At 64.8% G+C, this 15,550-nt stretch carries 12 protein-coding genes and 1 tRNA gene; 6 read left to right on the top strand and 7 right to left on the bottom strand.

Going from position 1 to position 15,550, the window contains the following annotated elements:
* The first annotated feature begins 20 nt into the window (after positions 1 to 20).
* The gene (locus tag ACVW1B_RS04595; RefSeq protein ID WP_456781370.1) at positions 21 to 272 is read left to right on the top strand and encodes a hypothetical protein; all 252 of its coding nucleotides are present in this window, start codon (positions 21 to 23) and stop codon (positions 270 to 272) included.
* Positions 273 to 542: 270 nt separating this feature from the next.
* On the opposite strand, the gene ACVW1B_RS04600 is transcribed toward ACVW1B_RS04595, so the two are convergent.
* A complete protein-coding gene (locus ACVW1B_RS04600) occupies positions 543 to 2,321 on the bottom strand; it encodes an acyl-CoA dehydrogenase (RefSeq protein ID WP_456781369.1) in 1,779 nt (592 codons plus the stop codon).
* A 220-nt stretch (positions 2,322 to 2,541) separates the two neighbouring features.
* Between ACVW1B_RS04600 and ACVW1B_RS04605 the strand changes: the two genes are divergently transcribed.
* The 3 genes from ACVW1B_RS04605 to ACVW1B_RS04615 all read left to right on the top strand — a co-directional run bounded on the left by ACVW1B_RS04605 (position 2,542) and on the right by ACVW1B_RS04615 (position 8,324).
* Positions 2,542 to 2,616, top strand: a tRNA-Gln gene (locus ACVW1B_RS04605).
* A 290-nt stretch (positions 2,617 to 2,906) separates the two neighbouring features.
* A complete protein-coding gene (locus ACVW1B_RS04610) occupies positions 2,907 to 6,011 on the top strand; it encodes a DEAD/DEAH box helicase (protein ID WP_456822999.1) in 3,105 nt (1,034 codons plus the stop codon).
* Between the two features lie 741 nt (positions 6,012 to 6,752).
* Positions 6,753 to 8,324, top strand: a complete 1,572-nt coding sequence (locus ACVW1B_RS04615; protein ID WP_253603086.1) for a porin — start codon at positions 6,753 to 6,755, stop codon at positions 8,322 to 8,324.
* An 84-nt stretch (positions 8,325 to 8,408) separates the two neighbouring features.
* Here the strand turns inward: ACVW1B_RS04615 and ACVW1B_RS04620 are convergent, their stop codons facing one another.
* The 4 genes from ACVW1B_RS04620 to ACVW1B_RS04635 all read right to left on the bottom strand — a co-directional run bounded on the left by ACVW1B_RS04620 (position 8,409) and on the right by ACVW1B_RS04635 (position 12,056).
* On the bottom strand, positions 8,409 to 9,443 hold the full coding sequence (locus tag ACVW1B_RS04620) for an LLM class flavin-dependent oxidoreductase (protein ID WP_456781368.1): 1,035 nt from the start codon (positions 9,441 to 9,443) through the stop codon (positions 8,409 to 8,411).
* Positions 9,444 to 9,656: 213 nt separating this feature from the next.
* Positions 9,657 to 10,580, bottom strand: coding sequence for a glutathione S-transferase family protein (locus ACVW1B_RS04625; protein ID WP_456781367.1), 924 nt, complete (start codon positions 10,578 to 10,580; stop codon positions 9,657 to 9,659).
* Positions 10,581 to 10,690: 110 nt separating this feature from the next.
* Positions 10,691 to 11,449: an SDR family NAD(P)-dependent oxidoreductase gene (locus ACVW1B_RS04630; protein ID WP_057015277.1), complete on the bottom strand. Its 759-nt coding sequence runs from the start codon at positions 11,447 to 11,449 to the stop codon at positions 10,691 to 10,693.
* A gap of 37 nt (positions 11,450 to 11,486) precedes the next feature.
* Positions 11,487 to 12,056, bottom strand: coding sequence for a TetR/AcrR family transcriptional regulator (locus ACVW1B_RS04635; protein ID WP_057015234.1), 570 nt, complete (start codon positions 12,054 to 12,056; stop codon positions 11,487 to 11,489).
* A 104-nt stretch (positions 12,057 to 12,160) separates the two neighbouring features.
* On the opposite strand from ACVW1B_RS04635, the gene ACVW1B_RS04640 reads away from it, so the two are divergent.
* Positions 12,161 to 12,949: a crotonase/enoyl-CoA hydratase family protein gene (locus tag ACVW1B_RS04640; RefSeq protein WP_076824401.1), complete on the top strand. Its 789-nt coding sequence runs from the start codon at positions 12,161 to 12,163 to the stop codon at positions 12,947 to 12,949.
* A gap of 20 nt (positions 12,950 to 12,969) precedes the next feature.
* Here ACVW1B_RS04640 and ACVW1B_RS04645 read toward each other — a convergent pair whose 3' ends face one another.
* The gene (locus ACVW1B_RS04645; protein WP_168857948.1) at positions 12,970 to 13,206 is read right to left on the bottom strand and encodes a hypothetical protein; all 237 of its coding nucleotides are present in this window, start codon (positions 13,204 to 13,206) and stop codon (positions 12,970 to 12,972) included.
* On the opposite strand from ACVW1B_RS04645, the gene ACVW1B_RS04650 reads away from it, so the two are divergent.
* Positions 13,205 to 13,990, top strand: a complete 786-nt coding sequence (locus ACVW1B_RS04650) for a division plane positioning ATPase MipZ (protein ID WP_456781366.1) — start codon at positions 13,205 to 13,207, stop codon at positions 13,988 to 13,990. The genes ACVW1B_RS04645 and ACVW1B_RS04650 overlap by 2 nt on opposite strands.
* A gap of 15 nt (positions 13,991 to 14,005) precedes the next feature.
* Here ACVW1B_RS04650 and ACVW1B_RS04655 read toward each other — a convergent pair whose 3' ends face one another.
* On the bottom strand, positions 14,006 to 15,511 hold the full coding sequence (locus ACVW1B_RS04655; RefSeq protein WP_456821231.1) for a hypothetical protein: 1,506 nt from the start codon (positions 15,509 to 15,511) through the stop codon (positions 14,006 to 14,008).
* Between the last annotated feature and the right edge of the window lie 39 nt (positions 15,512 to 15,550).

Below are 15,550 nucleotides of genomic sequence, written 5' to 3' on the forward strand. Positions count from 1 at the left end.
TGCTGGAAGGATCGTGCAAGATGACGCAGCGATCTTATCGAGGCAACGGATGCCTCCAGGAACGTCTCTCCGATGAGATCTGTCGTCGGCGAGCCGTGGATCGGGATATTCGGTCGAGGCACGACGATCAACGGCGACGTGCGCAGAACCTGGCCGGCACGGCCATCAACGCAATGGCAGATCATTCCGCCAGCCAGTTCGATCAGGCCGCGCGCAAGCGTGACTTGCTCGACGGCCCGGAGGAATTTCGCGCGTTTCGCGCGGATCGCTGACGAAACGTATGATTCGGCGGTAGGCGCAAAACTCGATGCCGTCCCGGGCAAGCGAAGCGCGACCCGGGACCCATAACCACAAGTGCCGATTGGTTTGCAACGCTGGAGCCACAGCTCGTTTCAAAACGGAAGGCTGTGGTTATGGGTCCCTGCTTTCGCAGGGACGACAGTTGTGATGCGGCACGTCATGTGCATCAAACGAGCGAGGAGGGCCTTTGGCGAGCACAGCGCTTTGGGCCCTCTCACCTCGCAATGACGGTGGAAGGTATCTTATCCCGCCAGCACCGCATCCGCGCCGGTCACCGCCTCGGCGCTTTCGGTCACGGTCTTTTCCAGCGACGGCGCCTGCACGGCGATGTTCTCGGCGAAGAAGCGCGCCAGCGCGACATAGCGCTGCGGCTCGGCTTCGCCGTTCGCCTTGGCGGCCAGCGCCTCGCCGGCGAGCATGCAGCCGCCGAGCGTTGCGGCGAACAGCCGCAGATAGGGCGTTGCGCCGGCCAGTGCCTCGTTCGGCGCCGAGGCGAGGCGCTCGAGCAGCCATTTGCTGGTGCGATCCAGCGCGGCGTGCGCGTCGCGCAGCTTGGCGCCCGTGGTGCCGAACGCCGGATCGTTGGAGGTCTCGACCTGCTTGATGACGGCAGCGAGCTCGTCCAGCAGCGCCCAGACCGAGGCGCCGCCATTGGCGCCGAGCTTGCGGGTGACGAGGTCGATCGACTGGATGCCGTTGGTGCCCTCGTAGATCGAGGTGATGCGGGCGTCGCGATAATGCTGCGCGGCGCCGGTCTCCTCGATGAAGCCCATGCCGCCGTGGATCTGCACGCCGAGATAGGCGACCTCGTTGCCGATGTCGGTGGAGAAGGCCTTGGCGATCGGGGTCAGCAGCGCGCCGCGGGCCGCTGCCTCGGCGCACACCTTGGCGTCCTTGGCGCGCACCGAAACGTCGAGCGCGACCGCGGTGGCGTAGCAGATCGTGCGCGCCGCCGCCGTCATGCTGCGCATCTGCATCAGCATGCGCTTGACGTCGGGATGCACGATGATCGGATCCATCCCGTCGCTCTTGTGGCCGATCGCCTTGCCTTGCCTGCGCTCCTGCGCATAGGCCAGCGCCTGCTGATAGGCGCGGTCGGCAATGCCGACGCCTTCGAGGCCGACGCCGAGGCGGGCCTGGTTCATCATCGTGAACATGCAGCGCATGCCCTGGTTTTCCTCGCCGATCAGATAACCGATCGCGCCACCCTTATCGCCCATCGTCATGGTGCAGGTCGGCGATGCGTGCATGCCGAGCTTGTGCTCGACGCCAGAGGCATGGATGTCGTTGCGATCGCCGAGCGAGCCGTCGGCGTTGACCAGAAATTTCGGCACCAGGAACAGCGAGATCCCCTTGGTCCCCGAGGGAGCATCTGGCAATCGCGCAAGCACGAAATGCACGATGTTGTCGGTCATGTCGTGCTCGCCATAGGTGATGAAGATCTTGGTGCCCTTGATGCGATAGGTGCCGTCGGGGGCGCGTTCGGCGCGGGTGCGCAGCGCGCCGACGTCGGAGCCGGCATTGGGCTCGGTGAGCTGCATCGTGCCGGTCCACTCGCCGGTGACCAGCTTCTCGAGATAGGTCTTCTTCAGCTCGGCGCTGCCATGGGCATCGAGCGCCTCGATCGCCGACAGCGTCAGCAGCGGGCAGAGGCCGAAGGCGACGTTCGACGCGCTCCAGATCTCGGTGCAGGCGGCGTTGACCGCGAGCGGCAGGCCCTGGCCGCCGAACGCCTCCGGCCCCGAGACCGCATTCCAGCCCGCGGCGGTCCAGCGCTGGTAGGCGTCGGGCCAGCCCGGCGCGGTCGTCACCTTGCCGTTGTCGAGCTTGATGCCGTGCTCGTCGCCGACACGATTCAGCGGCGCCAGCACATCGGAGGCGAACTTGCCGGCTTCTTCCAGCACCGCAGCGGTGATATCGCCGTCGAAATCGCCGTAGTGGCCGGCCTCCACGGCGGCAGCGAGCCCCGCACCGTGATTGAGGGACAGCAGGATATCGTTGATCGGCGCACGGTAGGTCATGGCGTTACTCCCGACGAGGCGTTTGCAAATTGTCATCCCATGAAACCGGCGGCCCCTCAACAGTCCGAACGGACATCGCACGGTCTGTTTCGGCCACTGCGGCGTCGCCTTATAATAAGAGCACCGTCATCATCCTGCGGCTTTCGTGCCTTTTCGATCGCCGCCCTGTTGAAATGGCGGGACTCACCCTATAGACCGACGTGGCCTTCGATCGGCGCGTTGGGGCGTAGCCAAGCGGTAAGGCAGCGGATTTTGATTCCGCCATTCGGAGGTTCGATCCCTCCCGCCCCAGCCAGCAAGCAAGCCGTTGATTTCAAGAGAGGAATCGATTTTTGCCGGCCGGCCCCCGCCGCCATTTCGGGCGGATTGGGCCGGCTGGCTGGAAATCTGTGCCGCTTTGGTTTCCATGGCGGCGGGCGACAAGCCCCGAGTCGCCCGGAGATCCAGGTCAACGGGCGATCGTAATCACGACATAACGACGGATCTGACGTGGCGAATACCAAGAAGGCCCGCGCTGCTGCTGGCGCGAAGAAGAAAAGCAAGGGATCGGCGCGTTCCGGAATCTCGTCTTCCTCACCGCTCGGCATGCTGGCGCTCCATCTTCTCGAGCAATGGAAGAAGTCCGGGCGGGACGGCATCGTTTTCCTTGCGGAAAGCGAGAACAGGGCCGAGCGCCTGGGCAGCGTGCTGTATTCGCTCGATCCCTCGCTCGAGGTGCTGGTGTTCCCGCGGCTGAATACCTTGCCCTTTGACGGGCTGGAGCCGTCACGAGAGATCGCCGGGAGGCGCAGTTCGGTGTTGAGGCGCCTCGCCCGGAGCAAGAAGCCGGTCTTCCTGGTGTCGACGGCGGAGGCGATCATGGAGCGGTTGCCGTTGCCCGCCAGCTCGGCGCGCCTCAGCATCAGCCTGAAGGTGGGGGCGGGCTATTCCGAGCAGGAACTCAAGGATCGTCTGGAAGCTCTGGGATACGATCTCGACGAAGAGGCGGATTATCCCGGCAGCGCTCTGTTCCACGGAATGACGTTCGAGGTATTTCCCGCGGGCGCGCTGGGGCCGTTCAGAATTGAGCATTCCGGTGGCGTGATCCGCAGAATCGCAGGTGTCGATCCGGACGAGCACGACGTCGTGTTCGACGCGGAGGAACTGCACATCGACCCGATGTCCGAACGGATCGCGTTGGGAGGCAAGCGGGCACAGCGGGCGGCGCTGCCGGATTATTGTCAGCGCGCGCACTGGATCGCGGACGCCGGCGTTTCGGGCCACGCCGATAGCTGGCTGAGCACGATCAAGGAGGCGGCCGGCCGCAGGGAGGCGGAGCGCGAGTATCTGGGGCCCGCTGACTGGAAACGGCAGACCAGACGGATGAGCTCGCTGCCCCGAAAGGCAGCTTTCACCGCCACTCCCGACTTCTCGAAGGTCGCCTCGTCGCGGAAAGCTCTTCGCGCATTTGTCGCCGACACCGAGCGCGCCGGATCGCGGCTGCTGTTTGTCGCGGCGGTCGAGGATGACCTGCGCGCGATGGAGCGAATGAGCGGGATCAAGGCGGAGCGCTTCGCAGACTGGAACGAGGCGGCGAAGGGGCGAGGCGGCGAAGGCGCGCTGCTGGCCGACTTCGACACCGGCTTCATCGGCTCAGGGCGCAAGCCGCTCGTCGTCGTGACGGCGACCGACGTGCTCGGCAGCAGGGCGCATCATCCGCAGCCCATGGCCAGAGCCTGGAGTTCGGCTTTCGATCATCCCGACGTGCCGGAGCGCGGTGCGGTCGTCGTGCATCTGCAGCGCGGGCTGGCCGTGCTCGATGGCTTGCAGACCTTCGATATGGGGAAGGGATCATCGCGCGAGATGATCAGGCTGGCATTCGCGGGAGATGATGCCGTCCTCGTTCCGCCGGCCGATCTTGCGCTGATCTGGCCGTATGCCGCGGAGCTCGGCAAGCTGGCATTGGACAGGGCCGATGGCAGTACGTGGTGGACGCGGCGTGGCAAGGCGGAGCGGGAAATCCAGACTGCCGCCAAGGCGCTTGCCAAACACATCGCGCAACGGCGCCGCCGGCGCGCTCCCAAGCTGGTCGCTCCCGGTCCCGCCTATGAGCGGTTCGTCGCGCGCTTTCCGTATTTCACGACCGTCGACCAGGCGAAGGCAATTCGCGACGTCCTCGATGATCTGGCGTCCGGTCATCCGATGGATCGGGTCGTCTGCGGCGACGTCGGGTTTGGCAAGACCGAGGTGGCATTGCGCGCGGCGGCGGCCGTTGCGCTGTCGGGCAAGCAGGTCGCCGTCGTCGTGCCGACGACTGTTCTGGCAAGGCAGCACGTTGCAACCTTCCGCAAACGGTTTGCTCCGCTTGGCATCGAAGTGGGAAGCCTGTCGCGGGCGACGTCGGCTCCGGAGATGAAGGAGACCAAGGAGGGCCTGCGAAGCGGCAAGATGAAGGTCGTGGTCGGCACGCAGGCGATCGCATCGAAGGACGTGAGGTTCGCCAAGCTGAGCCTGGTCATTGTCGACGAAGAGCAGCACTTCGGCGCGGCCGAGAAGGCGAAGCTTTCAGGGCTGGCGAAGGGCGCCCATACGCTGTGGATGAGTGCCACGCCGATTCCGCGCACACTTGCGGCGGGCCTTGCGGGATTCAGGGAGCTGAGCGTGATCGCATCCCCGCCCGTTCATCGGCTTCCGGTCGCGACCAAGATCGCTCCGCTCTCGGATGCCGCCATCGCCGCAGCATTGCTGCGCGAGCAGCGACGTCACGGGCAAAGCTTTCTGATCTGTCCGCGCATCCAGGATCTGGATCCGATGCTGGCGCGCGTGCAGTCGATGGCCCCGGAGCTCCGCATCGTCTGCCTGCATGGCAAGCTACCCGTCGACGAAATCGACGATCGAATGATGAGCTTCGTCGAAGGCGAGGCGGACGTCCTCCTGGCGACCAACATCGTGGAAAGCGGTCTCGACATCCCCCGGGCCAACACCATCGTGGTCTGCTGGCCGGAAAAGTTCGGTCTGGCGCAGCTCCACCAGCTCAGAGGCCGGGTGGGACGCGGCGGGACACGCGCCTTCGCATACATGCTGACCGAATCCAGTTCGGAACAATCCGGGAGGCGTTTGGCCGTTCTGGAGGAGTTCAGCAGACCGGGCGCCGGTTTTGCGATCAGCGAGCGGGATCTCGACCTCAGAGGCGCCGGGGATCTGCTTTCGGAGCGTCAATCCGGCCACGTGCAGGTTTTCGGTCCGGTGCTCTACAGCCACCTTCTCAAGCAAGCCTCGGAGAAGACCAACGACCGGTCCGCCGATATGTGGGTGCCCGATCTCAACCTTCCGCTCGCGGATTTGCTGCCCAGGAGCTATGTGCAATCGGAATCCGTGCGGCTTGAAATCTATGGCCGTGCCGCGAGGTGCCGGAACGAAGACGATCTGGAGGATCTCGAGGAAGAAACCTCGCGCCGCTTCGGCAGGCTGCCGTCGGCGGGTCGGGACTTCTTCGCCGCGGCGAGGCTCAGGATCGATTGCAAGCGGAGAGGGATCGTGAGGCTCGATGTCGGCCCGGAGGCCGTCGCGGCGACGTTCCTTCCCGGGAAGCTGCCCAAATCCAGAGCACGTTCGCTCCAGCGCGACGGCGATCGCGTGTTCTATTCTGACAACATACACGAGCCGCCTTTCGAGCGGATCGAGGATCTCCTGGACATTCTGGACGAGTGAGCGCGACGCGGCTCCGTCGGAGACGAGCCTTGCGGGTGCGCCGTGCACAGTAGAGATATTTCAGCGCGCCGGGGCTGGGGAGAACAAATCGACCGATTCTGCGCGCTGACATCCCAGTGACATGTAGCATCGTTACTGCACATGCGTGGCAAACCGCCCGCCGTCATTCGGCCTGCTCCGAGCCATCGGAAAGCCCCCTTCCAGGCGCGAGTCGACGGTATTCAGGGCGGGCTATGTTGTTCAAATCGCGGCGTTTTGGGCCGAAATGTCGTGCCCGGATACCGGAATCAGCGCTGCCGAGGCCGATTCCGGCTTTCGCTTTCTCAGTAGGACTAGGCGTTTTGCACACCGTTCCGCGCGGTGTTGCCCAATCTTGTGCCCGATAGCGGTAACTGAAATATTCGTATTATATTTCAATAGCTTGTGGAGTTGTCGCAATTCAAAAGCCCGTGATATTTGTGCAACATTTGCCCGAAAACAGCCGCAACTCGCCCCAAACCGAGCGGTCTTTTGTTGCGTGATCGGGGGCCTTCTGTCTCATATGGAACTACGACGGAGGGGGGCATCCCGAGGTCGTCCCGTTCTAGGTGGTTCGCTTAAGTCCCTCGCGTTCATGCGGGTGTGTCCGAAGGCGCGAAGCGACTAAGCGGGGATTTTAAGGGACAAAGGGAACCAACCTGAGGGTGTCTTACCCGGCGGATCCGGAACCTTCCCTGAGATAGAGCAACTTGGAGGTTTAACATGAAGATGGTTAAGAGCCTTATCCTCGGCTCGGCGGCGGCTCTCGTCGCGGTCGGCGGAGCTCAGGCGGCCGATCTTCCCGTCAAGGCCAAAGCGGTCGAGTACGTGAAGGTTTGCTCCCTGTATGGTCCCGGATTCTACTACATCCCGGGCACCGATACCTGCATCAAGCTGGGCGGCTACCTGCGCGCAGACGTCGTCATCAACTCGAACTCGGATCACACCGGCAACACCTCGGGTGCCGCTGGCGCAAACAACCGCTTCACCAACGGCTACACCTGGCGTTCTCGTGAAGACCTGAACATCGATACGCGCACCGCGACCGAATACGGCGTGGTCCGCACCTTCTTCGATGCGACCTTCTCCTGGACCTCGGACACCTATGCCGGTCAGGGCAACGGTGCGACCGTTTACTCGCCGATCGGCGCGGTTTCGGCTCCGAACAACGCCAACTCCGGTGCGGTTGCGGCTGGTACGGTCGGCGTCTACTACGCCTTCATCCAGTTCGCCGGCTTCACCATGGGTAAGGCGGTCTCGCAGTTCTCGGCTCCGTGGGCCAACTACCCGGGCAACAGCTTCGACGGTCTCGTCGGCGGCGGCGGCACGATCACTGGTGTGAACCAGTTCACCTACACTGCGCAGTTCGGCAACGGCGTGTCGCTGTCTCTGTCGGCGCAGGATCAGTCGGCTTACTACCAGGCTGGCGTGGTCAACCTCGGTGCGCCCGTCAACTTCGGTGTTCCCGGCAACACCAACGTGTTCGGCATCAGCGACTACGCTGGCACGATCGCTCCGGACCTCGTCGCGATGCTGCGTGTCGACCAGGCCTGGGGTCTGTTCCAGGCATCGTTCGCCGCGCATAACAACCACGTGGCCTACTACGGCGGCACCGAGTTGACCGGTCATCCGGACGACAAGTGGGGCTGGGCTGGTTCGTTGGCCTTGTCGATCAAGAACATCCCGACCGGACCTGGCGACACCATCAACTTGCAGGGTGTCTACACCAACGGTGCGACCCGCTATAACATCCAGGACCTCGCCGGTTCGGCTGGTGGCAACACCATCTTCGGCGGAACCAACGTTCCGGGCGCCTATCAGAGCATCGGCTTCGGCATCGCGCCGGACTCGATCTTCGTGACGGGCGGTCAGCAGCAGCTGATCACGACCTACGGCTTCCGCGGTGCCTACGTGCATAACTGGAACCCGAACTGGAACACCAGCATCTACGGTGCCTGGGCCCAGGTTAACTACAACAGCACGTCCAAGGGTTACATCTGCGGTCCGGCCGGCAACGGCGTAGGCGGCTCGCTGAGCAACTTCTTCGGTGCTGGTTCGGCTCTGACGTCCTGCAACCCCGACTACAGCATCGCGCAGCTCGGCACGCAGACCCAGTGGACTCCGGTGAAGAACCTGACCTTCTCGGCCGACTTCACCTACACCCGTCTGGACCAGGGCTTCTCTGGTACGGTCGCTTTCCCCGGCAGCCCGACGATCGGCAAGCCCGGCGCGATCTACGAGCTGAAGGACCAGAACACCTACACCATGCTGCTCCGCGCTCAGCGCAACTGGTAATACCGGTTGATCTGATTGCGATCTAACAGAGCCCCCGGCGCGAAAGCGCCGGGGGTTTTGCTTTGTCATGCCGGTTCTGGCTCATCACGCGGCGAGCAGCTCGCGCACCATCGGCACCACCTTGCTGCCATAGAGCTCGATGCTCTTCATCAGCTTGTCGTGCGGCAGCGGGCCCGCCGAGTATTTCAGCTGGAAGCGCGCCGCGCCGAGCGCCTTGACGGTCGCCGCGATCTTGCGGGCAACGGTTTCCGGCGCGCCGACATAGAGCGAGCCCTGCTCGGCCTCGGCCACGAACTCGTCGCGGCCCATCGGCGGCCAGCCGCGCTCCTTGCCGATACGGTCGCGCATGACCTTGTAGTCCGGCCACAGCTCCTCGCGTGCCTGGGCGTCGGTCTCGGCGACATAGCCCGGCGAGTGCACGCCGATCGGCTTCGGTTCGCGGCCGAACTGCTGGTAGGCCCGCTGGTGCAGGTCGACATAGGGCGCAAAACGCTTGGGATCGCCGCCGATGATGGCAAGCATCAGCGGCAGGTCGTAATGCGCCGCGCGGACCACCGACTCGGGACTGCCGCCGACGCCGATCCAGGTCTTCAGCCGGCCGTGCTCGACCGGCGGATAGACCGACTGGCTCTTGAGCGGTGGCCGCAGCTTGCCCTGCCAGGTCACCGGCTCCTGCTTGAGCAGTTCGGTGAACAGATCGAGCTTCTCCTCGAATAGCTCGTTGTATTGCCTGAGGTCGAAGCCGAACAGCGGGAACGACTCGGTGAAGGAGCCGCGGCCGAGGATCACCTCGGCGCGGCCGTTCGAGACCGCGTCGACCGTGGCGAAACGCTGGAAGACGCGGATCGGATCGTCCGAGCTCAGCACGGTCACCGCCGAGCCGAGGCGGATGTTTTGGGTGCGTGCGGCGATTGCCGCCAGCACGGTCTCGGGCGTGGAGATCGCAAAATCGGCGCGGTGGTGCTCGCCGAGCCCGATGAAATCGATCCCGAGCTCGTCGGCCAGCACCGCTTCGTCGATGACGTTGCGGATCACCTGGGCATGGGGCAGCGGCGTGCCGGCGGCGTCGTTGGTGACGTCGCCAAACGTATCAAGCCCGAATTCGACGGAGGTCGTCATGGTCAGTCCGGTTGTCGGCGTGGCGGAGCATCCGCCACGGGCCACCCATCGCACGCAGGCCGAAAGGTCGGGTTGCTGCGGATCGATCCGCAAGCCTGCGCTGTGGAGCCTTGGGTTGGAGATAACCGGGAGCTATTGCCGATTCAGCGGGCCGGCAAGGTCACGCCGCGAAACGCAGCGTTTCCAGGCCCGATGTCGAGCAGCCCGCGGCAATCAGCCCGGGACCACCAGGAAGCCGGCGCGCGGGAAATGCACCACCACCTCGCCGACGCGCTCATCCGACCGGCGGATCGCGATGTGTTGCGCCGACAGCGAGACGATCTCGCCACGCACCGGGATCTTGCCGTAGTCATCCGGCATCACGGCAACGACGTCGCCGGGCTTGCGACCGTTCGGGTCCGTGGGGTCGCCGAACACGGGCGACTCCGGCCGCGCCTTCGCCGCGATCTCGAGCGCGTCGGCCGACGACATCTCGGTGCGCGTGCCGTGGCCGATGGCGCGGACGCGCTCCTCCCATGCCACAACGCGCGGAAAGGACGTCATGATCTCGTCCATCATGGCGAGGCTCTGTCGCGCGTACCACACGTTCATGTAGGCGCTGACGTCCGCGAGGCTGAACTCGCCGAACAGCCACGGCCGGCCGTCGCCGAGTTGCGCCTCGATCCAGTCGATATTGGCGCGGAACTGGTCGCGCATCTGCGGCAGCGCCGCGGTCATGGCGGCGACGTCGAACTTGCCGCCGCGCAACTTCTCGCGATCCTCGATGAAATCCCGCGGGACCCTGTCGCCGACGAAGCCGAACACGAGGTTGACCGTGTTCTGGAAGAACGGCCGGTCGGCCCACATGCCGAGCGCCCAGGGCACGCCGGCATTGCCTGCCGGAAACAGCGTCGGCGTCGGGTAGCGCCGCTCCAGCTCGCGGATGATGATCTGGGTGTCACAATAGATGTCGGCGCCGATCTGCATCGTCGGCGTGCGGCGATAGCCGCCGGTCATCGGCATCAGGTCCGGCCGCGGCATGATCCGGGAGATCCGCACCGAGCTCCAGGCGAGCTTCTTGAATCCGAAGATGATGCGGATCTTCTCGGAGAACGGCGATTGATCGAAGTGGTGCAGGATCGGCGTGGGCTGCGACATGGCCTTCTCCCGGGACAGGGTGCGATCTCGACGGACCTTGCCGCATAAGCTGACAAGATTCCGGCCGATCGCAACCAATATTCACGGGCGAGAAGGGTGGCGCAGCGTGTTCAGAACTGCTCCGCCCACGGCCGCAAGTCGAGCTCCAGCGTCCAGGCGCTGCGATGCTGGTGGTGCAGCACCCAATAGGCGTCGGCGATGGCCGCGATGTTGAGCATGCCGTCCGGCCCGCGCTCGTCCTTCAATTGCGGACGCATGTTCAGCAGGCGGTCGCCCTCGATCCCGCCATCGACCACGACATGGCCGACATGGATGCCCTGCGGCCCGAATTCCCGCGCCACGCTCTGCGCCAGCGCGCGCAGCGCGGCCTTGGCGGCGGCGAACGGTGAGTAGTTGGCCTTGCCGCGCAGCGAACCGCTGGCGCCCGTAAACACCAGCGTGCCGCCGCCGCGCGCAAGCAAAGCGGGGATCGCGGCCTGTGCCAGCTGGAAACCGCCGAGCGCGTGTTCGCGCCAGTGCTCCTCGAAGCGCTGCTCGCTGACCTTCAGAAACGGTGCCGGCCGGTTGGAGCCTGCATTGTGCACAGCCATCGCGAGCGGTGCGAGCCGCTCGGCCGCCGCGACGAAGCGCGCGACGTCGGCCGCCGTGGAGGCGTCGCCGACCACATGCGCGACCGTTGCGCCGCTTGCGGCCAGCTCGGCCGCGGTCGCGGCGAGCTTGTCGGCGTTGCGGCCGGCGATCGCGACGGGATAGCCGCCGGCGGCAAAGCGACGCGCAATCGCGGCGCCGAGGCCGTTCGACGCGCCGACGCCGGCAATCAGCACGCTTCCTTGTACGGCGGTCGGCTCGAGGGCGGATCGGTCGTTCATGGCTTGCTCCATCAAGGTGCCCGCGGCGCGGGCGAAATCATTCGTCGGACGCCATCGCGATGATGCTGTCGCGCACGGTGCGCAGGACGGCATCGGACCGCTTCTGGTCGGTGAGGACGCGCGAGATCGCCAGCGCCCCGACCATCGCACTCACCGCGAGGATTGCGTTGCCGTCGTCATCGTCGCCGAACGTCTCGGCGACCTTGGCGATGAAGGATTCGATGTGCGGCTCCATCACCGCGCGGCACTGCGCATCGGCGCGACCGACATCCGAGATCAGCGCGCCGATCGCGCAGCCCGACTTGGGCGAGTCGCGATGGGCGCGGCTGAGATAGCTCCGCACCAGTGTGTTGATATTGCCCGGCTTGTCGGGATCGCGCGCCGCGTGAGCCGACGCTTCGCCTGCATGCAGCGCTTGTTCCAGAGCCGCGGCGATCAGGTCGGAACGCGAGGCGAAGTGCCCATAGAAACCGCCATGGGTCAGCTTCACCTGCTGCATCAGGCCGCCGATGCTGAGCGCGTCGAGGCCCTTGTCGCGGATCTGCGTCGCAGCCTCGTTCAGAATACGCTCACGGCTCCTGGCCTTGTCGGCCTGGGAATGGCCCATCTCGCCTGGCCCCTGTTTGACTCTCTTTCTGGATTATGACCATCATGCATCTGGATGACAACCATCATCCAGAAATTATCCAGTCACAAAGCAGGGAGGAACTGATGTCCGGCAGCGCGAGCGAAGGGCGGGTCCGCCACGAGCGGCACGACCACATCCTCAAGATCATCATCGACAATCCCGCGAAGAAGAATGCCTTCAGTCCGGAGATGATGGCTGAGCTTTCCGACGCGCTGACGCTGCTCGACAATGACGACGGCCTCTGGGTCGGGGTGCTCTGCGCCGCCGGCGGCAGTTTCACCGCGGGTCTCGACATGCCGAAATTCTTCGGTCCGACGGCGACGCGCAAGCCGCTGCCGGAGGGCAACGTCGACCCGTTCGGATTGTCGAAGCGCTGCCGGAAGCCGATCGTCACGGCGGTGCAGGGGATCGTGTTCACCGTCGGCATCGAGATGATGCTGGCCGGCGATATCGTGATCGCCGCGGACGACAGCCGCTTCTGCCAGATGGAAGCCAAGCGCGGCATCGCGCCGCTGGCGGGCGCGCATTTCCGCTATATCAGCCGCGCCGGGTGGGGCGATGCGATGTATCACCTGTTGCTGTGCGACGAGTTCACCGCCGCCGAGGCGCATCGGATCGGTCTCGTGCAGGAAGTCGTGCCGGCGGGCCAGCAGGTCGAGCGCGCGATGGCGCTCGCGGAGATCATCGCGCGCAATGCGCCGCTTGGAATCCAGGTGACCAAGGAGGCGGGCCGCAAGTTCATCGAAGCCGGCGAGCAGGCGGCAATCGCGATCATTCCGCAGATCCGCGAACGTGTGCTCAACACATCAGATGCGGCCGAGGGTATCAAGTCGTTCGTTGAGCGCCGCGCCGCGGTGTTTCAGGGACGCTAATCTCAGGGCAAAGGCTGCGTTCACGATACGTGCTCGAAGAAGCTGTGACAATGATGTCGCAGCTTCTTGATTTCGATCACGACAATGTAGCAGCGACTCTTGTCGAGATTCATCGAATCAGGGAGATTCGATCCATTCATTAAATTCTGTTTCGTCCTGCTTTCACTCAAGCGTCCGGTATGGATTCCCATGACAAACGCACGAGTAATAGTTGTCGGAAATAACAAGGGCGGCTCGGGCAAGTCGACAATTGCCATGCATATCGCCATCGCGCTGATCAAGGCGGGTCAGCGCGTCGCCACCATCGATCTCGATAACAAGCAGAAGTCGCTGACGCACTACGTCGAGAACCGGCGGGACTGGGCGCGGGAAACCTCGCTGGATCTCGGCGTTCCCGCGCATATGTGCTTCGAGACGGTGAGCGGCAGGAGCAGCGAGGTCGAGACGCTCGGGCGCAGCGCGCTTGCCGAGATCGTCGAGCGGCTCGGCCGGTCGCACGATTTCGTCGTCATCGACTGTCCCGGCCATGACACCTATCTGACGACGTTCACGCATTCGCTGGCGAACACGTTGATCACGCCGCTCAACGACAGCTTCCTCGATTTCGACGTGCTCGGCACCGTCGATCCGAACGAGTTCAAGGTGACCGGCATCAGCCACTATTCGAAGATGGTGGAGGAGGCGCGGCGCCAGCGCAGCACACACGATCAGCCGGCATTCGAGTGGGTGGTGCTGCGCAACCGCCTCTCCACGCTCGGGTCACGCAACAAGCGCTTGGTCGGCGAAGCCTTGAGCGAATTGGCCAAGACGCTGAATTTCCGCCTGGTCGATGGCCTGGCCGAACGCGTGATCTTCCGCGAATTCTATCCGCGCGGACTGACGGCGATCGACGACGTCAGCCAGCTCGCACTCGGTAGCCGGCCGACCATGTCGCATGTCACCGCGCGGCTCGAGATGGAGCGGCTGATGACTGCCATCATGCTCGGCCATCTGGTGGCGCGCCCGCCGGAATCCTCCGACGCCAGCCGCGACGCGGCGTAAGGCGACGTCGGGCCGCTACCGGCAATTGGCGTTGCCGGCGTCGGCGACGATCAGGAACGTGATCGTTCTGGGTGCGAAGACGATCGTTCCGGCGACTGTCGCATTGCCGTCCAGGGCGGGGATACGATCAGAGGTTCCAAGCAAAAGCGTCGCGCCATTGAGCTGAACGTTGCCGTCGGCAGGCTTTTTGCTCGTGAGCGTGTAACGTTGCGAGGCGGCCGACAGCGTGAGCTTGCGCCGTGTTCGCCGGTCATTGTTGATGACGAGCAGGGCTACTCCATCAGGCATGTCGCGCGCGCAATGCGCATAGACATGGAAGCCGTGACGCTCCGCGATACCGCCGTCGAGCACGGTGGTGCCCATCAACCGCCGCCATAGCAGCGCAGCCCAATAATTCGGCCGCGGCAGATGCGTGCGCTCGTCGAGCAGCCCATAGTCGCTCGCCGCAAGCGTGTTGTGCATCACCACCTGGACGCCGGCCTTGGCCAGCCGTCCGAGTTGATCGAGGTAACGGAACGTGTCGGCGAAGGTTGCGGCCAGGCGATTGCCGCCGCATGCGGTCTCGGCCGTCTCGGTCAGCCAGATCGGCTTGCCCGGCGCAAGCTGGTCGCGCAGCGTCTCGTAGAGGGCGAGGCTCTCGCCGGTTCGCGCCAGCCATTCGTCCGACAATGCATGCCTTGCCCTGCGATCACCGCCGCATCGCGCCGACAGCGCGCCATAATGATGATAAGAGACCGCGTCGACGCCGGCTGCCGATGCGGCGAAAAGCGCTTGGGCCTCAGCGCCGGTGCCGATCGTGCCGGGGCCGAGGATCGTCACGTCGGGCGCGGTGTCCTTCATGAAGGCGCGGAACGCTGCAAAATCCCGGCCGTAGGCCGCAGCATCGTAGCCGTCAGGGGCGCTGCCGATGGTCGGCAGATCGGGCTCATTCATGAACTCGGCTGCGGCGATACGCCCACCGGCCGATCGCGTGAAAGCGAGAAGTTGCCGGGCCTGCTCGGGGCTCCATTGCCCCGCAGCGTCACGCGCGCCCGCGCTGATCGCAAAGGACGTGACGATCGGAGCGTCGACGGCGTGCGAGAACTCGATCACGTCCCGCCACTGCCGTCGCGTCAGCACGCCGTTGAAGCCGGCCGTCGGTGCAGCCGGTGGCGTCTCGGAATCCGCAAAGAACGTGCTGTTGGCCCAGGTCCCGCTGACGCGCAGATACGCGGGTGAGAGGGCTGCGGCGAGCTTGCGGAGCCTGCCATCGTGCAGGTCGATCGGAGCGCGAGCTGCGAACCGCTCCGTCTCTGCACGCCGGCGCGTGGCGGCGGTTGCATAGGGTCTCCAGAACCGTCCGCCGGTCACCTCGACCATCTCGATGTTGTAGGACTGAAAGCGCGGGTCGATGGTCGCGACGCGCGGCAGGGTCGCGACATTCAGGGCGAACTCTGCCGCGGCCGCCTTCGTATGCGCGAAGGCTGCCATCGCCGAGACGGCGACGAGGCATTGAAGCGGATAAGCCCAGCGGTCGCGCACGGGTCCTCGCGGCGTTCCGGATTGTGGGTGTTCAGGATG

The organism is Bradyrhizobium sp. USDA 4502, from assembly GCF_054063355.1.

Excerpts from the sequence above, each read along its gene's own strand:
- ACVW1B_RS04635 (WP_057015234.1), bottom strand. The coding sequence starts at position 12,056 with ATGGGCCATTCCCAGGCCGACAAGGCCAGGAGCCGTGAGCGTATTCTG.
- ACVW1B_RS04645 (WP_168857948.1), bottom strand. The coding sequence starts at position 13,206 with ATGGCAATTGTCGACTTGCCCGAGCCGCCCTTGTTATTTCCGACAACT.
- ACVW1B_RS04620 (WP_456781368.1), bottom strand. The coding sequence starts at position 9,443 with ATGACGACCTCCGTCGAATTCGGGCTTGATACGTTTGGCGACGTCACC.
- ACVW1B_RS04610 (WP_456822999.1), top strand. The coding sequence starts at position 2,907 with ATGCTGGCGCTCCATCTTCTCGAGCAATGGAAGAAGTCCGGGCGGGAC.
- ACVW1B_RS04600 (WP_456781369.1), bottom strand. The coding sequence starts at position 2,321 with ATGACCTACCGTGCGCCGATCAACGATATCCTGCTGTCCCTCAATCAC.
- ACVW1B_RS04615 (WP_253603086.1), top strand. The coding sequence starts at position 6,753 with ATGAAGATGGTTAAGAGCCTTATCCTCGGCTCGGCGGCGGCTCTCGTC.
- ACVW1B_RS04650 (WP_456781366.1), top strand. The coding sequence starts at position 13,205 with ATGCATATCGCCATCGCGCTGATCAAGGCGGGTCAGCGCGTCGCCACC.
- ACVW1B_RS04640 (WP_076824401.1), top strand. The coding sequence starts at position 12,161 with ATGTCCGGCAGCGCGAGCGAAGGGCGGGTCCGCCACGAGCGGCACGAC.
- ACVW1B_RS04595 (WP_456781370.1), top strand. The coding sequence starts at position 21 with ATGACGCAGCGATCTTATCGAGGCAACGGATGCCTCCAGGAACGTCTC.
- ACVW1B_RS04625 (WP_456781367.1), bottom strand. The coding sequence starts at position 10,580 with ATGTCGCAGCCCACGCCGATCCTGCACCACTTCGATCAATCGCCGTTC.
- ACVW1B_RS04630 (WP_057015277.1), bottom strand. The coding sequence starts at position 11,449 with ATGAACGACCGATCCGCCCTCGAGCCGACCGCCGTACAAGGAAGCGTG.